We start from the raw sequence: 20,580 nt of genomic DNA, 5'->3' as shown, positions 1-20,580 counted from the left end.
GGGCCTGTAGAAGCGGTGTAGGAGCTGTCGCGTGCAACGAGGCTGCGATCTTACCTCAGACATTTGAGTCTCAAGCGAAAGGTCAAAATCAAAAGATCGCAGCCTTCGGCAGCTCCTACAGCACAACCCAGCGGGAGCAAGCTTGCTCACCACAAGGTTTCGCACCTGCGGTTTCAGGCGTGCTTTTGCAACCCGACAACCGTACGCGGCATGCCCACGAACCCGGGCAAGGCTTCGATCCGCGCCAGCCAGGCCCGCACATTGGCATAGTCCTCCAACGACACATTGCCTTCCGGTGCGTGGGCGATGTAGCTGTAGCCAGCGATGTCCGCCACAGTTGCAGCGTCACCCGCCAGATAAGCGCGGCTGCTCAATTCTTGATCAATGACTTTCAGCACGTTGTGGGCACGGGCAATCACGTCCTCAGCGTTGTAGGCCGCGCCAAACACCGTGATCAGCCGCGCCGTGGCCGGGCCCGCATGGATCGGGCCGGCCGCCGCCGACAACCAGCGCTGCACCCGGGCGGCGCCGATCGGGTCGGTCGGCAGCCAGCGGTCCTTGCCATATTTATGGGCCAGGTACACCAGTATCGCGTTGGAGTCCGCCAGTACCACACCGTCATCGTCAATGACCGGTACCTGGCCGAACGCATTGAGTGCCAGGAAATCCGCCTGCTTGTGCGCGCCCTTGGCCAAGTCGACGAAGACCTCTTCGACAGGTAACCCGAGCAACGAAAGCATCAGTTGAACGCGATGGGAATGGCCGGAAAGCGGGAAGTGATAGTGCTTGATCGGGTTCATGGTCGACTCCGCTGCAAATGACGCCATCAGCACAACGGCGTCGATGGGGGTCATCTTCCGCTCCCGGCAAGAACAAGAGAATCACCCAGAAATGCAATCCATTGTTTCAGCCAGAGAAACAATGCTTCAACCGCTCAAGGCCGAATTTTCGCGCAGAGCACTGACGGCAAAATCGACAAAACTACGGACCCGCGCCGGCGCATTGCGTCCGCCCTGGTACACCACATGGATCGGCAGAGGCGGCAATTCGAAATCAGCCAGGACGATTTCCAGCTCCCCGGCAGCCACGCTGCCTGCCACTTGGTAAGACAGGACCCGCGTCATCCCCAACCCTCGGCAGGCGGCCGTGATCGCGGCCTGGTTGGCCGTCACCACCAGCCGAGGCACGGTCCGAACGGCCAACGGTTGGCCTGAATCGATGAAAGTCCAGCTTTTGACCTGGCCAATGGCCGATGACGCCACCACGGGCATTCGCTCCAAGTCGCCCGGATGCCGGGGCCGCCCGTGGCGCGCGAAGAAATCAGGCGCGCCGCACACCACCCGTCGCACTTCACCGACACGCACAGCATGCAGGTTGCTGTCCGGCAGCTCGCCAATGCGCAGGGCAACATCGATGCCCTCTTCCACCAGGCTGACCGTGCGGTCCAACAACAAGGCGTTGATGCTGACCTCGGGGAACCGGTGCAAGTAATCCACCAGCAATGGTGTGACGAACAACTGACCGAACAGCACCGGCGCGGTGATCGTCAACTGCCCGCGAGGCTGGACATGGCTGCCGGCGGCCGAATCCTCGGCTTCCTGCAAATCGCTCAGGATCCGGCGACAATCCTCAAAAAAGCGCTGGCCAGCTTCGCTCAAATACACATTGCGGGTGGTGCGCACCAGCAATGGCGTGCCAATGCGTTGCTCCAACGCCGCCACCGCCCGCGTGACGCTGGCCGCCGACAGGCCCAAGCGCCGCGCCGCAGCCGAAAAACCCGACGCCTGGGCCACGGCAAGGAAAACCTGCATTTCCTGAAACCTGTCCATCCATCCCCCGATGAAAAACCTTGATACAATTTTATGCGCGCCTCAAATGAGCGCTATGCGGCCCTCGCAAAGGCCTGAGCCAGTGAACCACAGCCCAGCACAGCCGGACACCGGGACATTGGCACGGCCAGGGGTGATTGCCCTTGGTACCATCCCGCCTCATGACAATTTCATGACCGAAGGAAGAACTTCCCACAGGGTTGGTGTGTTGTTCAACGGATTAGCTTTAACGAAGGGCTCGTTTCTTGTGAATATTCTTTATCGCGCTTTAACCCACCCCCGCGCCGCCCTCATCGCCCTGATAGGCTGCGTACTACTCGTCCCCATGGGCCTGCGTCTCGCCCTGGGCTGGTCCGACCCGCTGGGCTATCTCTCGGACCTGGGTATCGGCGGGGTGCTGATCGTGCTGCTCCATCGCCGTCCCAGGTGGCTGGCATTCCCGGTATTGCTGGCTTTGAGCGCGTTGACGCTGGCCAGCATCGAGCTGGTCAGCGCGGTCGGGCGGATGCCCAACCCTTCGGACATTCATTATCTGACCGACCCGCAGTTCGTTGAAAATTCCACCAGCGGCGGCTTCGCCCATCCCTGGCTGGCCGTGATCCAGTTGGCAGCGCTGGCGTTCTGGCTGATTACCCAATGGACCAGCCGCCCACGCCAGGCGCCACACTTGCCTCGCCACGCCTGGGCCGTGCCCGTGTTGCTCCTGCTGAGCCACAGCGCGCTGCAAGCCTGGCGCCCCAGCGAGACGGACCAATGGAACGTGTTCAACCTGCCTCACCAACTCGTCACAGCCGGTGTCGCCGCCGGGCAGGACCAGGCCCGGCAATGGCTCGACGGCGAGGCGCTAGACCCAGCCCCGTCAATGGAGGGGCTGACTCGGCTGGACCTCGATGGCAGCAGACTGTTGGCCGAACCGGGACGGGCGCGCAACGTCCTGATCATCGCCCTGGAGGGTATTCCCGGGGCCTACGTGGGCGCCAACCGCCAGGCCTTGAAAAGCAGCTATCAGGAGAACCTGATGCCGCACCTCAGTGCCTGGGCCGAACGCGGCATGAACACACCCGATTACGTCCTGCACAGCCACCAGACCATCCGCGGCCTCTACGCGATGCTGTGTGGCGACTACGACAAGCTCGACAACGGCACCCCCAAAGGCGTCGAAATGCTCAACCAGACCCAGCGCAACCAAGCCTGCCTGCCGGCCCAGTTGCGTCAGAATGGCTTTTCCACACATTACCTCCAGGGTGCTGGCCTGCGGTTCATGGCCAAGGACCGGATCATGCCGCACATCGGCTTCGATAAGACCCTGGGCATGGAGTGGTTCACTCGCCCCGCCTACCTGGAATTCCCTTGGGGCAAGGACGACAAGACCTTCTTCGAAGGCGCACTGGACTACGTCGGGCAACTGCAACAAGCGGACAAACCCTGGATGCTGACCCTACTGACCGTGGGCACACACCAGCCCTACTCGGCCCCAGATCAATACCTGCAACGCTACGACACCGCCAAGCAGGCGGCGGTAGGCTACCTGGACGACGCCCTGGAAAACTTCCTGGCGGGCCTGGAACGCCAAGGTATCCTGGACAACACCCTGGTGGTCATCACCTCGGACGAATCCCACGGCATCGACGACGTGCGGCTGGCCTCGTCCTGGGGGTTCAACCTGACGCTGGCGCCGGAGCCGTTGCCCAGGATCAAGTCCGGCACCTATGGCCACGTCGACCTGACCGCCTCGATCCTAGATTACTTTGGCTTTGCGGTGCCCACGTCGTTGTCCGGCCGCTCGATGTTCAGGGACTACCCGACGGGCCGGGAAATCATGTCGTTCACCAACGGCAAGCTGCGCTACCACGACGGCAAAGGCACGTTTACCGAGTGCGACTTCCTCCAGCATTGCCGCTACTACACCAGCACAGGCTTCATCGCTGACCGGGCCACCTATGGCGGGCAATACAGCGGCCAGCGCGCCAGATTGATCGGCGCCCGAGCCATGGCCCTGGACCAAACCCTGTTGCGCACGCCCCTGAACCAGCACTATCAGTTCGGTAGCGCAGATAAAATCCCACTGCCGGCCCAGGTCACCAACGACTGGACCGACAACCTGATCGGTGCCCAATACCTGGAAATGCCCAAGGGCTCGCAGACCCGCGTCAGCCTGACCATCCGCACCGTGGATGACCATGCCGCCTATATTTCCCTCAAGGCCAAGGAGTTCGAGCAGGATGTGCCGATGGACCTGCCAACCGAGGTGGCGGTCACACCCGACCAGCCGTTGGTGATGAACATCCGTTTCGACAACCCGCAGCAGCGCAAGGCGTTTTCCTTCCATCTGCTCGGTCATGGCGTCGGCGCCATCGAGGTCAGCGACTTCAGCGTCGTGACCGAACTGCCGGATCAGACGGAGCAGCCGCAATACCTGGACGATATGCTGGTAGACAGCGAGGCCCGATCCGGCTGAACAAAAAACGCGCACCCCTTGAACACGGCCGCGCGTTTTTATGGTTCGGGGCGGGAGAAGACCTTGCCGGGGTTCATCAGCCCAGTCGGGTCCAGCGCGCGTTTGATGGCACGCATCAACTCGGTCTCCAGAGGATCCTTGAAGCGGACCGCCGCTTCAGGTTTGGCTTGTCCCAGCCCATGTTCGGCACTGATGCTGCCGTTGAAGGCACTCGTCATCCGGTAGATGACTTGCATGATCGCGTGTTCTCGAGCCCTGAACGAAGCGTCCGCATCGCCGACCGGCTTGCTGATGTTGTAGTGCAAATTGCCATCGCCCATGTGGCCATAGGAAACGATGCGCACGCCCGGGAAGTCCTGTTGCAGGGCTTTGTCGGTGCGTTCAATGAACTCCGGTATCCGACTCACGGGCACGCTGATGTCGTGCTTGAGACTGGGGCCTTCATGATTCTGCGCCTCGGAAATACCTTCGCGCAGCGCCCATAGCGCCGCGGCCTGTGCCTGGCTGCTGGCCAATACCGCATCAATGACCCAACCGTGCTCGAAGGCGTGGGCCAGGCCGTTTTCAAGCAACCGCGTCAACGGCGCGTCGGGCACCGTGTCGCGCAGTTCAATCAAGGCGTACCAAGGGTGCTTCGTTTCCAGCGGATCAGTGCAGCCGGTCACATGGTCCAGAACAAAGTCCAGGCTCTGGCGCGACATCATCTCGAAGCCCGTCAGGCGGTCGGCGCACAGGCTGCGAACATAGCCGATCAAGTCCACCGCCGCCTGTGGCGAAGGCAGCGCGACCCAAGCAGTCGCCGTGCAGTGGGTCGCCGGGAACAATTTGAGCACCGCCGCCGTGATGATGCCAAGCGTGCCCTCCGAGCCAATGAATAAATGCTTGAGGTCGTAGCCGGTGTTGTCTTTACGCAAACCTCGCAACCCATTCCAGATACGACCATCGGGTAGCACCACTTCCAGGCCGAGGGTCAGTTCACGCATGTTGCCGTAACGCAGCACCGCCGTCCCGCCGGCATTGGTCGCCAGATTGCCGCCCACCGTGCAGCTGCCCTCAGCCCCCAGCGACAGCGGGAACAGACGATCGACCTGATGGGCGGTGTCCTGTAGCTGCTGCAGGATCACCCCGGCCTCGACCGTGATGGTTTCATTCGCCAAGTCGATTTCACGGATGCGCTTCATCCGGGTCAAGGACAGCACCACTTGGTTGCCAGAGGCATCAGGGATCGAGCCGCCGCACAAACCGGTATTGCCGCCCTGTGGCACCACGGCAATCCCGGCGTCATGGCAGAGCCGTACAACGTCGGCCACCTCTGCGGTGCTGGCCGGGCGTACCACCAGGGCAGCCTGGCCCTGGTAGGCGTTACGCCAGTCCGTCAGATAGCCGCGCATCAGCTCGGGATCACGCACCCACCCTGACGGTCCGACCACCTGCTCGATGCGCTGGATAACTTCGTGGTTCAACGACGACATGCCTCTCTCCTCAATCGGCTTACGCACGCTTCCAGAACTCAGCCTGGTTCGCCGTCCAGCCCGCCACTTGCTCGCTCAAAGACAGCCCCAGGCCAGGCCGGGTGGGCACCAGCATGCGCCCGTCACGTGTCTCCATGCGCTCGTTGAACAGCGGCTCCAGCCATTCGAAATGTTCCACCCAGGGCTCGCGGCTATACGTGGCGGCCAGATGAATGTGCAGCTCCATGGCAAAGTGCGGCGCAATCATCAGCCCCGCTTGCTCGGCCAATGCCTGAACCTTGAGGTAAGGGGTAATGCCGCCGACACGGGGCGCGTCGGGCATCAGGTAATCGGCCGCGCGCAATTTGATGAACTCCCAGTGCTCGGCAACGCTGGTGAGCATTTCACCGGTCGCGATCGGTGTATCAAATTGCAGCGCCAGCGCGGCATGACCTTCGGCGTCATAGCAATCGAGCGGTTCCTCGATCCAGATCAAGTTGAACTGCTCGAGACGGCGGCACATACGCTGCGCGGTGGGCCGATCCCATTGCTGGTTGGCGTCGACCATCAATGGGAAGTCATCACCCAGGTGTTTGCGGACGGTGCTGACCCGGTGCAGATCCAGTGCCTGGTCAGGCTGGCCCACCTTGAGCTTGATACCCCCAATGCCCTTTTCCCGAGACAGGTCGGTATTGATCATTAATTGATCAAGCGGCGTATGCAGGAATCCACCCGACGTGTTGTAGCACTGGACGGAATCGCGATGGGCGCCGAGCAAGCGAGCCAGGGAAAGATTGGCCCGCTTGGCTTTCAGATCCCACAGGGCGACATCGAATGCGCCAATGGCCTGTGTGGCCAGGCCGCTGCGCCCTACCGAGGCACCCGCCCAGCAGAGCTTGTCCCACAGTTTTGAAATGTCGCTGGGGTTTTCGCCGATGAGGCTGGGGGCGACTTCCTCGGCGTGGGCAAATTGCCCGGGGCCACCGGCGCGCTTGGAATAGCTGAACCCCAGTCCACGGTGGCCATCCCTGGTTTCAATTTCCACGAACAACATGGCGATTTCTATCATTGGCTTTTGCCGACCGGTCAGCACCTTGGCATCGCTGATGGGGTTGGCCAATGGCAGGAACACCGAGGCCACGCGCACCCAGGCAATGCGGTCGTCGTCGGCGCAAGGCATTTGAGGCGTGTCTTGCATGGCTATGCTCCGAACATTTGGGGCGGCGGCTGCAACCCGGGTTCGGGTTACAGCAGCAAATGCGGACGAAAGCAGCGGGCTAGCTGCGCATCAACTCAATAGCAGCACTTTTCCTGTTGCGAATGACCGTCACCACGTGCCAGGAGATGGAGGCGGCGGCCAGGATGAGAAAGCACGCAGAGATGGGATTGCTCAGGAAGCCGCCGAAGTTCCCATCGGACAGCATCAAGCCACGGCGCAAGTTGGTTTCAGCCATGGGGCCCAGGATGAAACCGATGATGAACGGTGCAATCGGCAAACCGGCTTTTACAAACCCGTATCCCAGCAAGCCAAACAGCAACACCGCCCAGACATCGAAGATCCGGCTGTTCAGGCCGAAGGCCCCGACCACACAGAGCACCAGGATGATTGGCAGCAGGATGTGCTTGGGCACCGCCAGCAGTTTGATGAACATGCGTAGGCCGTAGAACTCGAGCACCAGCATCAGCACGGAAGCGAGGATCAGCGCGGCGAAAATCGTGTAGACCAGCGGTGCCTGGCTAATAAACAGCAGAGGCCCAGGCTGAAGGCCGTGGATCATGAACCCGCCGAGCATGACCGCCGTGGTGGTATCGCCGGGAATGCCCAGCGTCAGCAGTGGAATCATCGCACCACCAATACCGGCATTGTTGGCCGCCTCGCTGGCGACCACGCCATCGATCTTGCCTTTGCCGAATTCCTCTGGGGTCTTGGAGCGCTTCTTTGCAACGATGTAAGAAACGATATTCGATGTCCCGGCACCGATGCCGGGCAGGATACCGATGCCCAGGCCGATCAGGGAGGAACGGCCAGCATTGGGCAATTGGCCGACAAACTCCTTCATCGAAAAACCAAAACCTTTCACACCTTTCATGCTGACGTGCTGTGGTCTGGCCCGGTGGCTCAGGCGCGCGCTTTCAGCAAACTTCAGCACTTCGGCGACGGCAAACATACCGATCATGACGGTGAGCATGGCGAAGCCGCCATTGAGGCTCGGCAGGTCAAAGGTAAAGCGGCGAATCGCCTCGACCGGCGCAATCCCCACGGTAGAAAAGGCAAAGCCCAGGGCACCGGCAAACAAGCCTTTGACCAGCGAGCCGGTAGACAGCGTGGCGATCAACGTCAGCGAGAAAATCGCGATGGAAAAGTATTCGTGCGGGCCAAAGCTCAGGGCCAGCTCCGCCAGGATCGGAGCGATGAACATCAGCGCGGCGATGCTGAAAATCGTCCCCAGGAAAGAAAACACCACACCAATACCCAAGGCTTTGACGCCCTGGCCCTTCTTCATTAGCGGCCAACCGTCGAAGGTCGTGGCGATGGAGGCCGGCGTTCCCGGTATGTTGAGCAATATCGCCGATATCAGCCCTCCCGAGGTAGCACCGACAAACAGCGCGACCAGCAGCGCCAGGCCCGGACCGGGGCCCATCGAGTACGTCAGCGGCAAGCACAGCGCGATGGCCATCGTGGCCGAGAGGCCGGGCACCGCACCAAAAACGATCCCCACCGCAACGCCGAGGGTGATCAGGAGAAAGACGTAGGGTGTAAGTATGACCCCAAAGCCTTGTTGCATGAGCTCAATCATGGCCGCCCCCTAGAAATCCAATAAACCGACCGGCAGGAGCAAGTCGAAGCCATGGCGAAAAATGTAAAAAATCAGAACTGCCGAAACGACCGCTATCAACGCGTATTGAAGGTGCTTGACCTTTTGTTCCGCCGGGGTCAGCACGATGAACTGGGCATAGAGATAAAGCACCGTCATGATCACGAAACCCACCGTCTCCAGCAGCGCTGTAAAAAGCAGCACCAATGCCAGGGATTTGAAGACCGTCGGGTAATCGATCGACTCCGGCTTTTGCGCCGGTTCGGGGCTCTTGTCCGGCAGCTTTCGCCACGCCCACAATTGCAACGCACCCAACAGGCACAACGCGACGGCAAGCACCCAAGGTACAAACGCGGCATCAACCAACCCGCGACGCGGCAGGTTCAAGGTCAATACGAGATAAGCCACACCGGCGCCGAGCATGGCCACGCCGGCTATCAGCTCGTTTCTTTTATAGGAATCCATACAGGCTCCTCTTGCTGGAAAGGACCGGCAATCGGGTGCTTGCCAACACGGCGCCCACCCGAGCCGTTACGTAAATTATTTGGCTTTACGCATCTCGTCCTTGAACTGCATGAAGCTGTCACGGGTTTTGTTCAGGGTGGCAACAGCTTCTTCGGTGCCCTGGAAGCTGACCGGCTGCTTGAAGGACTTTTTCAGCTCTTCGGCGTATTCCGGCTGTTCGGTAATGTCCTTCATAATCTTGGCCATTTTCTTGACGATGGCCGGGTCGGTGCCTTTCGGGAAAGCGACGACGTAAGGCTTGTCCAGGATCAAATCCACACCTTGCTCCTTGAACGTCTTGACGTCGCCTAGCAACGCGTTGCGCTCAGCGTTGGGCTGGCCCAAAGCGGTCATCTTGCCGCTGGCGATGTAATCCTGGACCGAACCATAACTGATGGCACCGAGCTCAATACGCTTGCCCAGCAAGGCGACGATTTTTTCGGACACCGTGCCGCTGTCGACCATTTTCAGCTTCACGCCGGCGAGCTTCTCGAACATCAGGCCCTGCAGATGAGAGAAGTTGCCCATCTCAGTGCCGTAGGTGATGGTGCCGGGCTTGGCCTTGGCTTTTTCAATCAGTTGGTCGAGGCTGTCGATGCCCGAGCTTTTCGCCGAGACGAACACCGCGCCTTTGTCGACGCCGGCAATGCAGGAGATATCGAACGCATCAAAACGGTCCTCCGACAGCCCCGCGACCTCGTTGACGATCAACTGGCCGGTATGGGTGAACAAGATTGTATTGCCATCCGGTGCCGCGCTTTTCACCGCATCGGCGGCGATCGTCCCGCCCCCGCCGGCCATATTGGTCACCACCATGGATTTTCTAGTGAGCTTGGTGAAGTATTTGGCCATCATTCGTGCGTTGAAATCGGTGTCACCGCCGGCGTTGGCAATCACCACCACCTGCACCGGACGGCTTGGCCAGTCTCCGACGTCGGCGGCCATTGCCGTGCCAGCGGTCAGGCTCAGAAAAGAGGCGATCAAAGAGGCGCAGATTGTTTTCTTCATTATTGTTCTCCAGGTGCTGCCATTCATTGTGGGGTTGAAGTTGAGCAAGAAACGGGCACGCCGAGCGCTAACGCCTGGCGAGGCAGGCGCGCAGGCCTGAACGTTGGGATAGGGGAATTGGATTGCATGGCGAGCCCGCACGGGGCTGTTCGGCAAGCGAGGGAAGTAGCTGGCACCCTGCGCTAACGCGTCGGGCCGGTGACCTGCAATCTCGCTGGGCGGTAAATGTAGAAGACATGACTGCGCCTTTCGTTTTTATTATTTTCTATGTCATACGTTGTCGTATGACTTGATATCATCACCTATGCCCCATGTTGTCAACGTAGTTGTTCAGTGGCTCGCCCTGAAAACGACGAACAGGGCTCGCCGACCAAGGCGCGATTGAAGCTCGGTTCCCGGCCCAAATCGGCATGAAGTTTAGTTGCCCTAAAAAAAAACCCCTGAATCAGGGGGTTGGTTTGTGTGAGCGTTTCGGATCCGAGCCGGCAGGCTGGATCTGGTCGCTTACAACATAGTTTGTCACCACGATGCCCAAAAATGCTGGGCGATCCCAGGGTCGCCTCTAGCCCCTTGCTGCTACACGCACTTGAGCGCATAGCTGCAGCCGATGAAGCCGTGCACCTTCACCTTCTGACAAACACGGCGGAAGACTTTTTCCCAACTCGAGGGTAAAAGCGCAGCGAGCGATCCCAAGCACCGGAAGCGATATCCAGTTTTACGCACACATAAAAAACCCCTGTGTAAAACAGGGGCCTTTTGTCACTGCACAGCGTTAGCCGATGCTGACGCCATGGGCTTCAGCCAATGGCTTGAGGCCGCCGGCGAAACCTTGACCGATTGCCTTGAACTTGAACTCTTCGCCGTTGCGATACAGTTCGCCGAAAATCATCGCGGTTTCAGTAGAAGCGTCTTCGCTCAGGTCATAACGCGCCAGCTCTTTGCCGTCGGCTTTGTTGACCACGCGGATGAACGCATTGGAGACCTGACCAAAGCTTTGCTTGCGTGCTTCGGCATCGTGAATAGTCACTGCGAACACCAGCTTCTTCACTGCCGGCGCCAGGCCGGTCAGCTTGACCGTTGCCTGCTCGTCGTCGCCTTCGCCAGCACCCGAGCGGTTATCACCCATGTGTTCGACGGAACCATCGGCCGACTTTTTGTTATTGTAGAAGATGAAGCTGTTGTCATCGAGCACTTTGCCGTTTTCGCCCACGATGAAGATCGACGCGTCCAGGTCGAATTCGGTGCCATCGGTCACGCGAGGGTCCCAGCCCAGGCCAACAATGACTTCGGTCAGGCCGGGGGCTTCTTTGGACAGGCTGACGTTACCGCCTTTGGACAATGAAACTGCCATGTGTAGATTCCTCAGTAAATGGAGTGATAGATCAGAAATTCATGCCGAAGCTGTTCGCCACGGACTTCAGGCCGCCAGCGTAGCCTTGGCCGATAGCACGGAATTTCCATTCGTTGCCATTGCGATACAACTCGGCGAAGATCATCGCTGTTTCAGTCGAAGCATCCTCTGCCAGGTCGTAACGCACGACTTCAGCGCCGCTGACTTCGTTGACGATACGGATGAAGGCGCCACCCACTTGACCAAAGTTCTGCTTGCGCGCGTCTGCGTCGTGAATGGTCACGGTGAACGAAATCTTGTCAATCTCGGCAGGTACGCGGCTCAGGTCAACCTTGATCACCTCGTCATCACCGTCGCCGGCGCCAGTGCGGTTGTCACCGGTGTGCTCTACAGAACCGTCGACGCTTTTGAGCTGGTTATAGAAAATGAAGTCTTGCTCGCCGCGAACTTTGCCCGCAGCAGAGAGCAGGAACGCACTGGCGTCCAGGTCAAACTCGGTGCCGTCTGTGGCACGAGGATCCCAACCCAAACCAACAATCAGTCTGGTCAGCGATGGATCAGTTTTGGACAGCGACAGGTTGCCGCCTTTCTGAAGTGTCAAAGCCATGGGTGCAACTCCTTGTGATTTAGCGAATTAAATTAGCTGAGTTCAGCGGGCGCTTCTTCCTTGCCAGGAAACATGATGCTTGCGACGACGCCGATAACCAGTACAACCATTACGATTAACAGGCTGGTGTTCGCATCAATGTTGTAGCCGTGGTGGAAAATGTGATTGGTCGCGTTCAGCCCGAGCTTGATGGCGATAAAAAACAGCAGTGCAATAACCGCTTTCTCGAGATGTACCAGATAGCGCTTCAGTGCTTCCAGCACAAAGTACATCGTACGCAGGCCGAGGATAGCGAAAAGCATTGCCGAATAAACGATCAACGGCTCACGGCTCACCGCAATAACGGCGGGTACGGAGTCAAAAGCAAACAGCACATCGGAGACTTCAGCAACGACCAGACACAGAAACAGCGGGGTCGCAAACAGCCCCCCCTTGGCGGCCAAGCTCATCCCTTTGTTCTCTGGTTTCAACAGCTCAGCTTCGAGCACCTTGCGGCGTACGAAAAAGCTATTGCCGTGCAGCTTTGGCCACACCGGGAACAGTTTTTTAGCGAACCGATAAGCCATGTGAGTGGAGTAGTCCTCCTCCTCTTCATCGTCACCGCCGCTTCTCAACATCATCACAGCCGTCCAGGCCACGATCACCGCAAACACGATTTCAACCCATGGGCCGAACGCCAGCAAGCCAGTACCGATGGCCACAAAAATGCCACGGAAAACGATGGCGCCGATGATGCCCCAATACAGTACGCGGTGGCGCAAGCCGTCCGGCACTTTGAACCAGGCAAAAATTGCCATGAACACAAAGAGGTTATCCACGCTCAGGACTTTCTCCAAGGCGTAGCCGGTGACGAACAGACTGGCGACTTCAGGGCCGTGCTCGTAATACAGGAACCCTGCAAATCCCAGGGAGATCGCGATCCAAAAAATCGACCAGATGGACGCTTTCATCAGGGACACCGGCTTGTCACCCCGGTGGGTAACCATGTCCAGCAACATTGCACCCAGTGCGATAGCGACGAATACCGCCATCGTCAGAGGGGGAAAACCGATATGGGTAGCTTCCACGGTCATACGCCTTATAGTTCGAAATCAGCAGGGTTCAGGCCCAGCTCGAGACAGATCAGGCGGCAGGCGGCTTTTTCCTTGGCGTCAAAGTCACCATCCGAAGAGCCGATCGCGCAGGCAACGCGCACCAGAAGACGGGCCGCGCCGTCGTTGCCTTTGATTTTGTTGATAATCTTAAGTGCTTCGGCCTGACCAATGGCAAAGTCGAATTCAAACTTGCCCACGGCATCATTGAACGACTTGATCACGTCACTGAGGTTAAACACCTTCAATTCCGGCGAATTATTGATAAAGCCTGTCATCTTCATTTTTTCGGCAGAAGAGACTTCACCATCAGCCGCAGCGATCATTGCGCAGGCCGAGGCCGTGGCCTCCATAAAGTTCTTGTTCTTGAACTTGCCGACTTCGGTCGTCAGCGCTTCACGCGCCTTCGCTGCATTTGTTTTCAGCCATTCCAGCATGGGATCTTCCTCTCAAAGAGGGGCCGTAGCCCCCGTTTTGCAATTAATTATTTGGAGCCCGCCGACCAGCGCATGCCCCAGTTGTAGGCCGTATCCATAGGTGCCTGGGACTTATGGAAATCGACCCGACGTGTCACTTTCACGGCGCCATTGTCATTTTCCAGCAGCGCGATCGCGCAGCAACCCAGTCGACCGCCCTCTTCGTTCAATCGAACTTCGATTTCAGGCTGTCCAGGTACGAAGATCGTGACCACGCCGTCGGTCTCGGCCCAGTTGGGCGCGCCGTCATAGATGAAGGCGTAGACCAAGATGCGTCGAACCTTGCTCCACTGTTGGCCATTGATATGAATCCACTCGCCGCCGGTCACGGAACCGGTCCGGTCGTCCCCCATCAATTGCACGAAGGGTTCTTCCGTCAGGCTGCCAAACGCATTGCCGAGTGCCTGCACAACGCCTTTGTAGCCGTCCTGCATCTCGAACAGACAGCCGACATCGAGGTCGATAGATTTGCTTTTCCCAAAGAACCCGCCCTTTTTTCCCTGGTTCCAGTTGAGGTTGACTTTGATCAGGCCAAAACCCGACGCTGACTTTTCCAGGCTGATGCTGGCGCGAGACTTGTCCAGCGTCACCTTGCTCAGGCTAACCGTCGCTTTAGGCGCAGCGGCCGGCGCCGGAACAGCGGGAGCAGGTGTCGGGGTCGGTGTGTCGGCGATCTCAACGCCGAAATGAGTAGCCAATGGTGCAAGGCCGCCAGCAAAACCTTGAGCAACACAACGGAATTTCCACTCGCCCTGGCGACGATAAAACTCGCCCAGGATCAGCGCCGTTTCTTTCATGCCGCTCGTGGAAATCTGCGCATCCAGGCCACCGCTGAGTGTCACGGAGAGTGACGAAACCCGATCAAAACTTGCCTTGTTTTCGTGAATAGTGGCCGTCAGGGCAATTTTTTCCACATCTGCTGCAAGGCGGCTGAGATCAACCGTAAACGTCGCCCGGCCTGACGACGAATCCGTCATCTGAACGGCGCCTGCCAGGATGTTCGGCTGCCCATAGAAGCACATCGCCGAGTCATTCTTGACCTTGCCCGATGGAGACAATGCAAAGGCTGAAACATCGATATCAGCGCCTGGGAGTGGCGAGTAGCTGACATCGACCCGGATAGAACCGGTGGCGACCGGCGCATTACCACCTGGTACCAGACTAGTCATGCGCGCAACGCCTCAACCGCCAGGCTGACAAGATCGTCGGCCGTCCGGCCGTTGGTTGTTTGCCCGATGGCCTTGAATTCCCACCCTAGTGGCCCACGGGTCAGGCTTGCCATGACCACGCCGGTGTGGCGACCTTTTTCAGACAGGTTAAAGCGTGCCAGCTCGGCGTTTTTCGAAGTGTCGAGAATACGGCAGTAAGCGTTTTCGACCTTTTCGAAGTTCTGACCGGTAAAACTATTGCAGGTCAGGGCCAGATACTTGATCGAAGCCGGCAGGGCCTGGAGGTCAACATAGATCGACTCATCATCGCCACTGCCCTCGCCCGTACGGTTGTCGCCGGAGTGCTTGATCGAACCGTCCTTGGAGGCCAATTGACGGAACCACACCAGGTCTACCGCGTTGAGGTGTTCATCGAACAGAATGCAGGAAGCATCGAGGTCGATTTCCGTACCTGCCCCCATCAACTTACCAAAAAAACCACCTTTAACCGGATCCCAGCCCAAGCCCAGCGTAATTTTGGTCAAGCCGGCCCCGCCGGTTTTTTCCAGGGAAATCGATTGGTTCTTCGACAATGTAAGTGCCATCTTTACGCTCCTTGATGATCTTTGTGTTTCTGGTTGGTATCAGAAACACCGGTTACTGAATTTGATAGCAACACCATGACGCTAAAGGCATTGCTTTCATCGGCTCACTTCCGCCAATCGCAGTTGCTCTGCATAAGATGAATCGGCAGCTTTCACGCCATGCCATTGGGCGCGTTCGATAATTCTGGTCGCCCAGCGAAAATGCGTGGCGGGTTCACACATGGCATCGTCATGCTTGAATACAGCCGGAGCGTCATCGTTGACGATCAACATTGCACTATTGAGGTCCTCGATGCTCACGCGGAATGCATCCTGGATAACAGCGATCTGCCCAGGATGAATCGCCGTCTTGCCGACCAGGCCGTGAGCAATGTCCAACTCCAGCTCTTCACCCAGCAATTGTGGGGTCGACATCTGCTCGAACACCGGCGCAGTGAGCGCAAAGCCCTGGGCGCCCAGCACCCCCGCCAGCATCGGGATCACATAGCCCATGGGCGTTTGGTAAAGCGTGGTCCTCGGGTTACGGCGCAGACCCAGGCAGCCCATCAAGTCGTTGCCGCCAATGCGTAACGCAATGATCCTGTCACCCAGTTCACGCTTGAGTGCATCACCCAACTCGACCATCGCGTTCGGGCTGTAGACCTCTTTCGTTTCGAGGGTGGGCATGAGTGCGAGGCCGGGATGAGTGACGGCCTGTTGCCATTTAATCAAGTTGACCAGCGTCAGCTTGGGCACCACAAATCCATCGATCCAACAGATCTCCGGCCAGTCATTCAGCACTGCCGCCATCGAAGAGTCTCGCGGTCGAACAAACACCAGCGGTCCATTGGCCGGGCGACCGTTTTCGCGACCAATACTGTGCAGGACATTACGCAGGTCTTTCAAGGCGTCAGCGATATCGCACTGGGCGACCGCGTCTTCCAGGCAAATCACCACGGAACGAAGTTCGGGGTACTTGCGGCCCATTATCACTTCGGTGATGTCTGCGCGTGTCGCCGGCATGTACAGCGTTGCGCCCAGTGCGAAAGGTGAGATGAGCTTCATCAACTCACGCTCTTGATAATGGTCACTGCGCGGTAGGGGCCCAGAGCATCACCGGCCTCCTCCACATCGACATGGGCCCGTTCGGTGAGGTGCATCAGCAACTGAACATCAATGTCAGCCCGATCACGTACCAGCACCTTGAACGGCACCCGACGCAGGACAGCTCGCGTGGCTTCAGCGATGCCCGGTTTGACGCGGTTCATGTTGGTGATCTGGAAACGCGATGCCAACTGGTCGACGGTGCCCTGCGCAAGTTGTTGCAGGGCGCTGGCTTGGGTCGAGGTCCATGGCTGGGCCGCGTCCACGTCGATGTCCTGGCGAATGGCTTCGATTCGATCAATGAAGTCGCGGGTAACGTCATGCGCCTCCAGGTGGCTATACATCACACAGCCGTGCAGCCCGCCGTTGGCAGGCCAGATACTGCGCGAGATCAACCCGGATACCGTCGCACCGAGGATGCCGGATGGAATGATCCAGTCATCCGACGACGCCGCCAACCAGGCGCGGCCGCAGGGATCAGCCAGCACCACCAGGCGCGGTGTCTCGGGGAAGCGTGAATCGCCAGCCAGACTGCGCTTGATCTCACCGGAAATGGCGCCTTTGCCTGTCCAGCCATCGACAAACACCACGTTCTCAGCACCATGACGGGCGATAATCGCCTCGAGGGCAACGGTGTCGATGCCCCGGTCACGGACGATACTGATCCCGTAGTGGCTGGTGTCTCGGCCTTTGTCGAGTAACGCCCGACGCAGCAGCACGCCCAACGGCAGGCCGGCCCGCACAAACGAGACGAGGGCAATGGTCGGGCCAGGGTAGAGATGATCAAGGGCCAGGGCGAGGGACTGCACGTCGGCGGCCATACGGCCCGCGTTCTGTGTCATTGCATGCTCATAAAGCGCCATATGCGTGGCTGAGGGCGCCGACTCGGTGCTGATCATTTCAGAATAATGCTTTTCTCTGGACTGGATCAGGCGCTCCTTCTCCAGCACATCCGTCGCGCTCATTTGCATGGGTTGCAAGAGAAAATGCACATCATCCGCTAGGTAACTGCCGCTGCCGACAGTGTCCAATGCCGTGAGCGCGTTATTCATGGATAACCCCCTGCACCGCACTCGCCAATTGACTGCGCGCCGGCGTGGACCAGAAATGACAGAGGTCCATGAAACCCAGGTCGGTAATGCTATCGCCGAAACCGAGCACAGGCCGCCCACCATTTAGCTGCCTATCAAGGGCGAGGTAATGCTCAACGGCTACACGCTTGGATAGCCCCTTGGGCAACAGCGCCAGGTTGTTGCCATTGGTATGCACGTGCATATCCTCAAGCAACCCGCGCGCTTTGATTTGCATCAAAATCGCTGCAAGGTCCGAGTCTCGGCCAGTGTTTTGCTTGATGACGACGTAGTGCTGCTGTTTGGCTTCCTCCACCACCCAGCCGCGCAGGGAAATGCCCCGCTCTTCGCCAAGTTGCAGGGCGGCGGCGCAGAGTTGCGGCAGCCGCAGCTGATAGTCCCGCAGCGTCTCAATCATAATGGCGTGCCAGTCGCTGTTGACACTGCGATCCGGATTGAGGATCACGGCACCGTGAGAGCAGATCGCCCCGCCGGGGAAGTCGAGTCGAACGCGACTGAACGCTTCAGCGCAGCGGGCAGTCACCGGCACCACATCGGTGCTCATCAAGAGCCATTCGACGAATTGCTTTTGCACCGTTGACATATAGCCACTCACGTTGCCTGACACGTCAAAGGATGCAGGGAAGCGCTCGGCTTCCTCCGGCATTTTGCGCGCCGTCTGGAACAACGTGTCATCCAGGTCCACCAAGGCCAGTGGGCGATTAACGCGCATCGACGATGACCTCCGCGCTCAACGCCTCGATCAGCGACGAAGGCACTGCCATCGCATCGGTTTCCGTGCAGATCAGCACACGGTCAAACTGGCCTGGTGCAACGTTATAGAGGAAGTTCACGATTCCAAGCCCATAGTTATCGGAAAATGACATGGCATGGTGAATCGAGTGCCCCAGAGCGATGGGCGAGCGCGTAGTCGAGCTGAAATGCACATCAGCGCCACCGCGCTCCAGGCGCTCGGCCAGCAGGAACGGCTTCCACACAAACTCACCCGTGCCTACCACCAACACCCGCTGTCCCGGCTCAATCACAATATCCGGGGCCAGGGTGTCTGCTACTGCACGGGTGCCGAGGCGACCCCAATCGTTCAGCGGATCAATTGGCCAATCGCCCGCCGCAACGGTGCCCAACTCAGGCATTTCGGGCAGCGGGGCTTGCAGATCCTCGATGAACTGATAGTCACCACGAATCAGGGAAACCTGAGCGGTTGAGTTGCCGATGCTGTTGGTCACAGCATCACCCGACCAATCCGTCAGCACGCACGTGACAACGCGCTCGATCTGCGACAGGCCGCTGTTGATCAATGCAGTGTGCAGATTGATAAACGTCTTGCCGGTTGAGGCCTCGTCATCCACCAGCACCAGAGAACGGGCGTTCAGCAGTGCGTCTCGCAGCTCAGGATCGACGGGCATATGAATCAGATGTGCGCTGGCGTGGCTGTGCTCTTCTTCAAAACGAGCGAAAATATCGCGGCCTACGGGGTGGCGCGTACTCACGATGTACAGCGTATCGGGGCGGGTGGTACTGAATGCGCGGTGTACGCCAGCGCCTAGACCAACGGCAGTTTCAGCCATGCCAATGACCAGCACGGGGCCAGGCAGGTCAGCAGGAATTTGCGCAGCCAGGCACTCATAGCTCGCTTGCATCACCGATGGCTTGACCGGGATATGCTTGCCTAATACCCGAGAGACAAATAGAAATGCGCGCTTGGGATTACGACGCTCGGCAAATCCAAACAGGGTTTCCGGAGAAATAGTGGATGCGGCAATGTTAACTTCGAGTAGCCCGCGCATCAGTAGCGCGCTCATCCTCGTCGGTCCGTGGTTCACTAAGTTAAGTTCCATAATTGTTTCCTGTGGCCGGTAGTAGTGAACCTAACGTACGCACCTAAAAATCCACTGCAAAAACGCTGATTCAATTTCGAGCTTCAATCTTCCATAGCGAGGGTTGTACGCGTCGGGCAATTTCCGAGGCGCTTATAGACGCCTTGAGCGGATCAAGCACTACCGACACATTGCACGCATCGAGAAAAGAAACAAGGAGATTGAGTTTCACCGCGAAGTTCATATTCTGAGCGTCGGGAACGGATGAAGTGACCATCCCCATTACACCCCCAGCAGCGTCGAACAGCGGGCTACCACTTGAGCCTGGCTGAATTGGCGCCGTGAACTGCAGCAGGCTCGAGTCATTGCGCAGGCCAAACAACGCGGAGACACCCCCTTGCGTAACATGCGCGCCCCCTCCTGCAACACCTGACATCGGGTAGCCTACGGCGACCACCGGATCACCCAGTGAACACCCTGAGGCACCGGAAAACCGTACCGGAGAAAGCGTTCCATGCTCAACGCGCAAGAGCGCAATGTCGTTGCGTGTATCGACCATCACCGGCTCCACCCGATGATGACCATTAAATGAGTTGATCCTTACCTCAGACATCCCCTCAATTACATGGGCGCAGGTCACTACCATCGATGGCGACACGGCGAACCCGGTACCGGTAGCACTGGAGGCCGATCCGTTACGGCCAGATTCGGGATCAGACCTACGGCTTTCGGGGTTGGCGTCGTCGATATCGAGGCCGATACGGCGGCCCAGTGCCGACAGTCCATAAGCTGACCCTTCGGCCAGCGCCCTGAATTTCCACTGCCCAGCTCTTAAGTAAAACTCCCCGATAATCATCGCGGTTTCACCTTGGCCACTGATGTCCAGGTGATACTTGATTGTGCCGTCAATAGTTAAACGCAACGCTCGTAAGGCACTGATTGGCCCAAGGTTCGAATAGATATAAACGACAACCAACACCCGGTCGCTTCCAGTCGGAAGTCTTGTGAAGTCAATGGAACAGGCAATTTGCTCAGGTTCCCCGCTCCACTCCATCCAATCTGTCTGGGGCGCATGGAAAAGGGCCGGTGTGCCTTTAGGGCTACGTTTTTCATCAACCGGAAGAAGAGCAATGGCCGCCGTCGATCCGAAGGCTGTCAGCTGATCGGATTCTAAGGTCCAGGCGGCTTTGCTTCCTGATAAAGCGGTGTTAGCGCCTGGCGCGAGCATGCACTCCCTCCCTGAGT

At 58.5% G+C, this 20,580-nt stretch carries 19 protein-coding genes; 1 reads left to right on the top strand and 18 read right to left on the bottom strand.

All coding sequences use genetic code 11. The features are described 5' to 3' along the window. Positions 1 to 173: 173 nt before the first annotated feature. Both AACY42_RS13265 and AACY42_RS13260 read right to left on the bottom strand, forming a co-directional pair. Positions 174 to 800 carry a glutathione S-transferase family protein gene (locus tag AACY42_RS13265; protein WP_339479945.1) on the bottom strand — a complete coding sequence of 209 codons (627 nt, stop codon included), beginning with the start codon at positions 798 to 800 and terminating at the stop codon, positions 174 to 176. 126 nt (positions 801 to 926) lie between these two features. Further along, positions 927 to 1,829 carry a LysR substrate-binding domain-containing protein gene (locus AACY42_RS13260; RefSeq protein ID WP_339479869.1) on the bottom strand — a complete coding sequence of 301 codons (903 nt, stop codon included), beginning with the start codon at positions 1,827 to 1,829 and terminating at the stop codon, positions 927 to 929. A 247-nt stretch (positions 1,830 to 2,076) separates the two neighbouring features. Between AACY42_RS13260 and AACY42_RS13255 the strand changes: the two genes are divergently transcribed. Beyond that, positions 2,077 to 4,287, top strand: coding sequence for an LTA synthase family protein (locus AACY42_RS13255; RefSeq protein ID WP_339479868.1), 2,211 nt, complete (start codon positions 2,077 to 2,079; stop codon positions 4,285 to 4,287). Between the two features lie 38 nt (positions 4,288 to 4,325). Here the strand turns inward: AACY42_RS13255 and AACY42_RS13250 are convergent, their stop codons facing one another. The 16 genes from AACY42_RS13250 to AACY42_RS13175 form a co-directional block, all read right to left on the bottom strand. Continuing rightward, complete coding sequence (locus tag AACY42_RS13250; protein ID WP_339479867.1) at positions 4,326 to 5,759, bottom strand: FAD-binding oxidoreductase; 1,434 nt, start codon at positions 5,757 to 5,759, stop codon at positions 4,326 to 4,328. A 19-nt stretch (positions 5,760 to 5,778) separates the two neighbouring features. Beyond that, on the bottom strand, positions 5,779 to 6,936 hold the full coding sequence (locus AACY42_RS13245; protein ID WP_339479865.1) for an L-talarate/galactarate dehydratase: 1,158 nt from the start codon (positions 6,934 to 6,936) through the stop codon (positions 5,779 to 5,781). A 79-nt stretch (positions 6,937 to 7,015) separates the two neighbouring features. After that, positions 7,016 to 8,536 carry a tripartite tricarboxylate transporter permease gene (locus tag AACY42_RS13240; RefSeq protein ID WP_339479864.1) on the bottom strand — a complete coding sequence of 507 codons (1,521 nt, stop codon included), beginning with the start codon at positions 8,534 to 8,536 and terminating at the stop codon, positions 7,016 to 7,018. A 9-nt stretch (positions 8,537 to 8,545) separates the two neighbouring features. Beyond that, positions 8,546 to 9,019 carry a tripartite tricarboxylate transporter TctB family protein gene (locus AACY42_RS13235; RefSeq protein WP_339479862.1) on the bottom strand — a complete coding sequence of 158 codons (474 nt, stop codon included), beginning with the start codon at positions 9,017 to 9,019 and terminating at the stop codon, positions 8,546 to 8,548. A gap of 75 nt (positions 9,020 to 9,094) precedes the next feature. Continuing rightward, the gene (locus AACY42_RS13230; protein WP_339479860.1) at positions 9,095 to 10,066 is read right to left on the bottom strand and encodes a tripartite tricarboxylate transporter substrate binding protein; all 972 of its coding nucleotides are present in this window, start codon (positions 10,064 to 10,066) and stop codon (positions 9,095 to 9,097) included. 772 nt (positions 10,067 to 10,838) lie between these two features. Continuing rightward, positions 10,839 to 11,417 (bottom strand): TerD family protein, encoded by a 579-nt coding sequence (locus tag AACY42_RS13225; RefSeq protein ID WP_339479858.1) that lies wholly within the window; start codon positions 11,415 to 11,417, stop codon positions 10,839 to 10,841. Between the two features lie 31 nt (positions 11,418 to 11,448). After that, positions 11,449 to 12,024, bottom strand: coding sequence for a TerD family protein (locus AACY42_RS13220; RefSeq protein ID WP_339479857.1), 576 nt, complete (start codon positions 12,022 to 12,024; stop codon positions 11,449 to 11,451). 32 nt (positions 12,025 to 12,056) lie between these two features. Next, positions 12,057 to 13,091, bottom strand: a complete 1,035-nt coding sequence (locus AACY42_RS13215; protein ID WP_339479856.1) for a TerC/Alx family metal homeostasis membrane protein — start codon at positions 13,089 to 13,091, stop codon at positions 12,057 to 12,059. 11 nt (positions 13,092 to 13,102) lie between these two features. After that, on the bottom strand, positions 13,103 to 13,552 hold the full coding sequence (locus tag AACY42_RS13210) for a tellurite resistance TerB family protein (RefSeq protein WP_339479854.1): 450 nt from the start codon (positions 13,550 to 13,552) through the stop codon (positions 13,103 to 13,105). A gap of 47 nt (positions 13,553 to 13,599) precedes the next feature. Beyond that, entirely contained in the window at positions 13,600 to 14,760 is a 1,161-nt protein-coding gene (locus AACY42_RS13205) for a TerD family protein (RefSeq protein WP_339479852.1), read from the bottom strand. Further along, positions 14,757 to 15,344, bottom strand: a complete 588-nt coding sequence (locus AACY42_RS13200; RefSeq protein WP_339479851.1) for a TerD family protein — start codon at positions 15,342 to 15,344, stop codon at positions 14,757 to 14,759. The genes AACY42_RS13205 and AACY42_RS13200 overlap by 4 nt, the downstream gene beginning before the upstream one ends. A gap of 96 nt (positions 15,345 to 15,440) precedes the next feature. Then, a complete protein-coding gene (locus tag AACY42_RS13195; protein WP_339479849.1) occupies positions 15,441 to 16,388 on the bottom strand; it encodes an HpcH/HpaI aldolase/citrate lyase family protein in 948 nt (315 codons plus the stop codon). Continuing rightward, complete coding sequence (locus AACY42_RS13190; protein WP_339479848.1) at positions 16,388 to 17,479, bottom strand: cysteine protease StiP domain-containing protein; 1,092 nt, start codon at positions 17,477 to 17,479, stop codon at positions 16,388 to 16,390. Before AACY42_RS13190 ends, AACY42_RS13195 begins: the two co-directional genes overlap by 1 nt. Next, a complete protein-coding gene (locus AACY42_RS13185) occupies positions 17,472 to 18,230 on the bottom strand; it encodes a trehalose phosphatase (protein ID WP_339479846.1) in 759 nt (252 codons plus the stop codon). The genes AACY42_RS13190 and AACY42_RS13185 overlap by 8 nt, the downstream gene beginning before the upstream one ends. After that, entirely contained in the window at positions 18,220 to 19,356 is a 1,137-nt protein-coding gene (locus AACY42_RS13180; RefSeq protein ID WP_339479844.1) for a phosphoribosyltransferase domain-containing protein, read from the bottom strand. The genes AACY42_RS13185 and AACY42_RS13180 overlap by 11 nt, the downstream gene beginning before the upstream one ends. 70 nt (positions 19,357 to 19,426) lie before the next feature. Then, entirely contained in the window at positions 19,427 to 20,563 is a 1,137-nt protein-coding gene (locus AACY42_RS13175) for a trypsin-like peptidase domain-containing protein (RefSeq protein WP_339479843.1), read from the bottom strand. Positions 20,564 to 20,580: the final 17 nt, after the last annotated feature.

This window comes from Pseudomonas sp. RL_5y_Pfl2_73 (genome assembly GCF_963970515.1).
In the GTDB taxonomy this organism is placed as follows: Bacteria; Pseudomonadota; Gammaproteobacteria; order Pseudomonadales; family Pseudomonadaceae; genus Aquipseudomonas.
The sequence above is the reverse complement of the archived record's forward strand: the minus strand, read 5'-3'. Positions and strand labels throughout refer to the sequence as shown.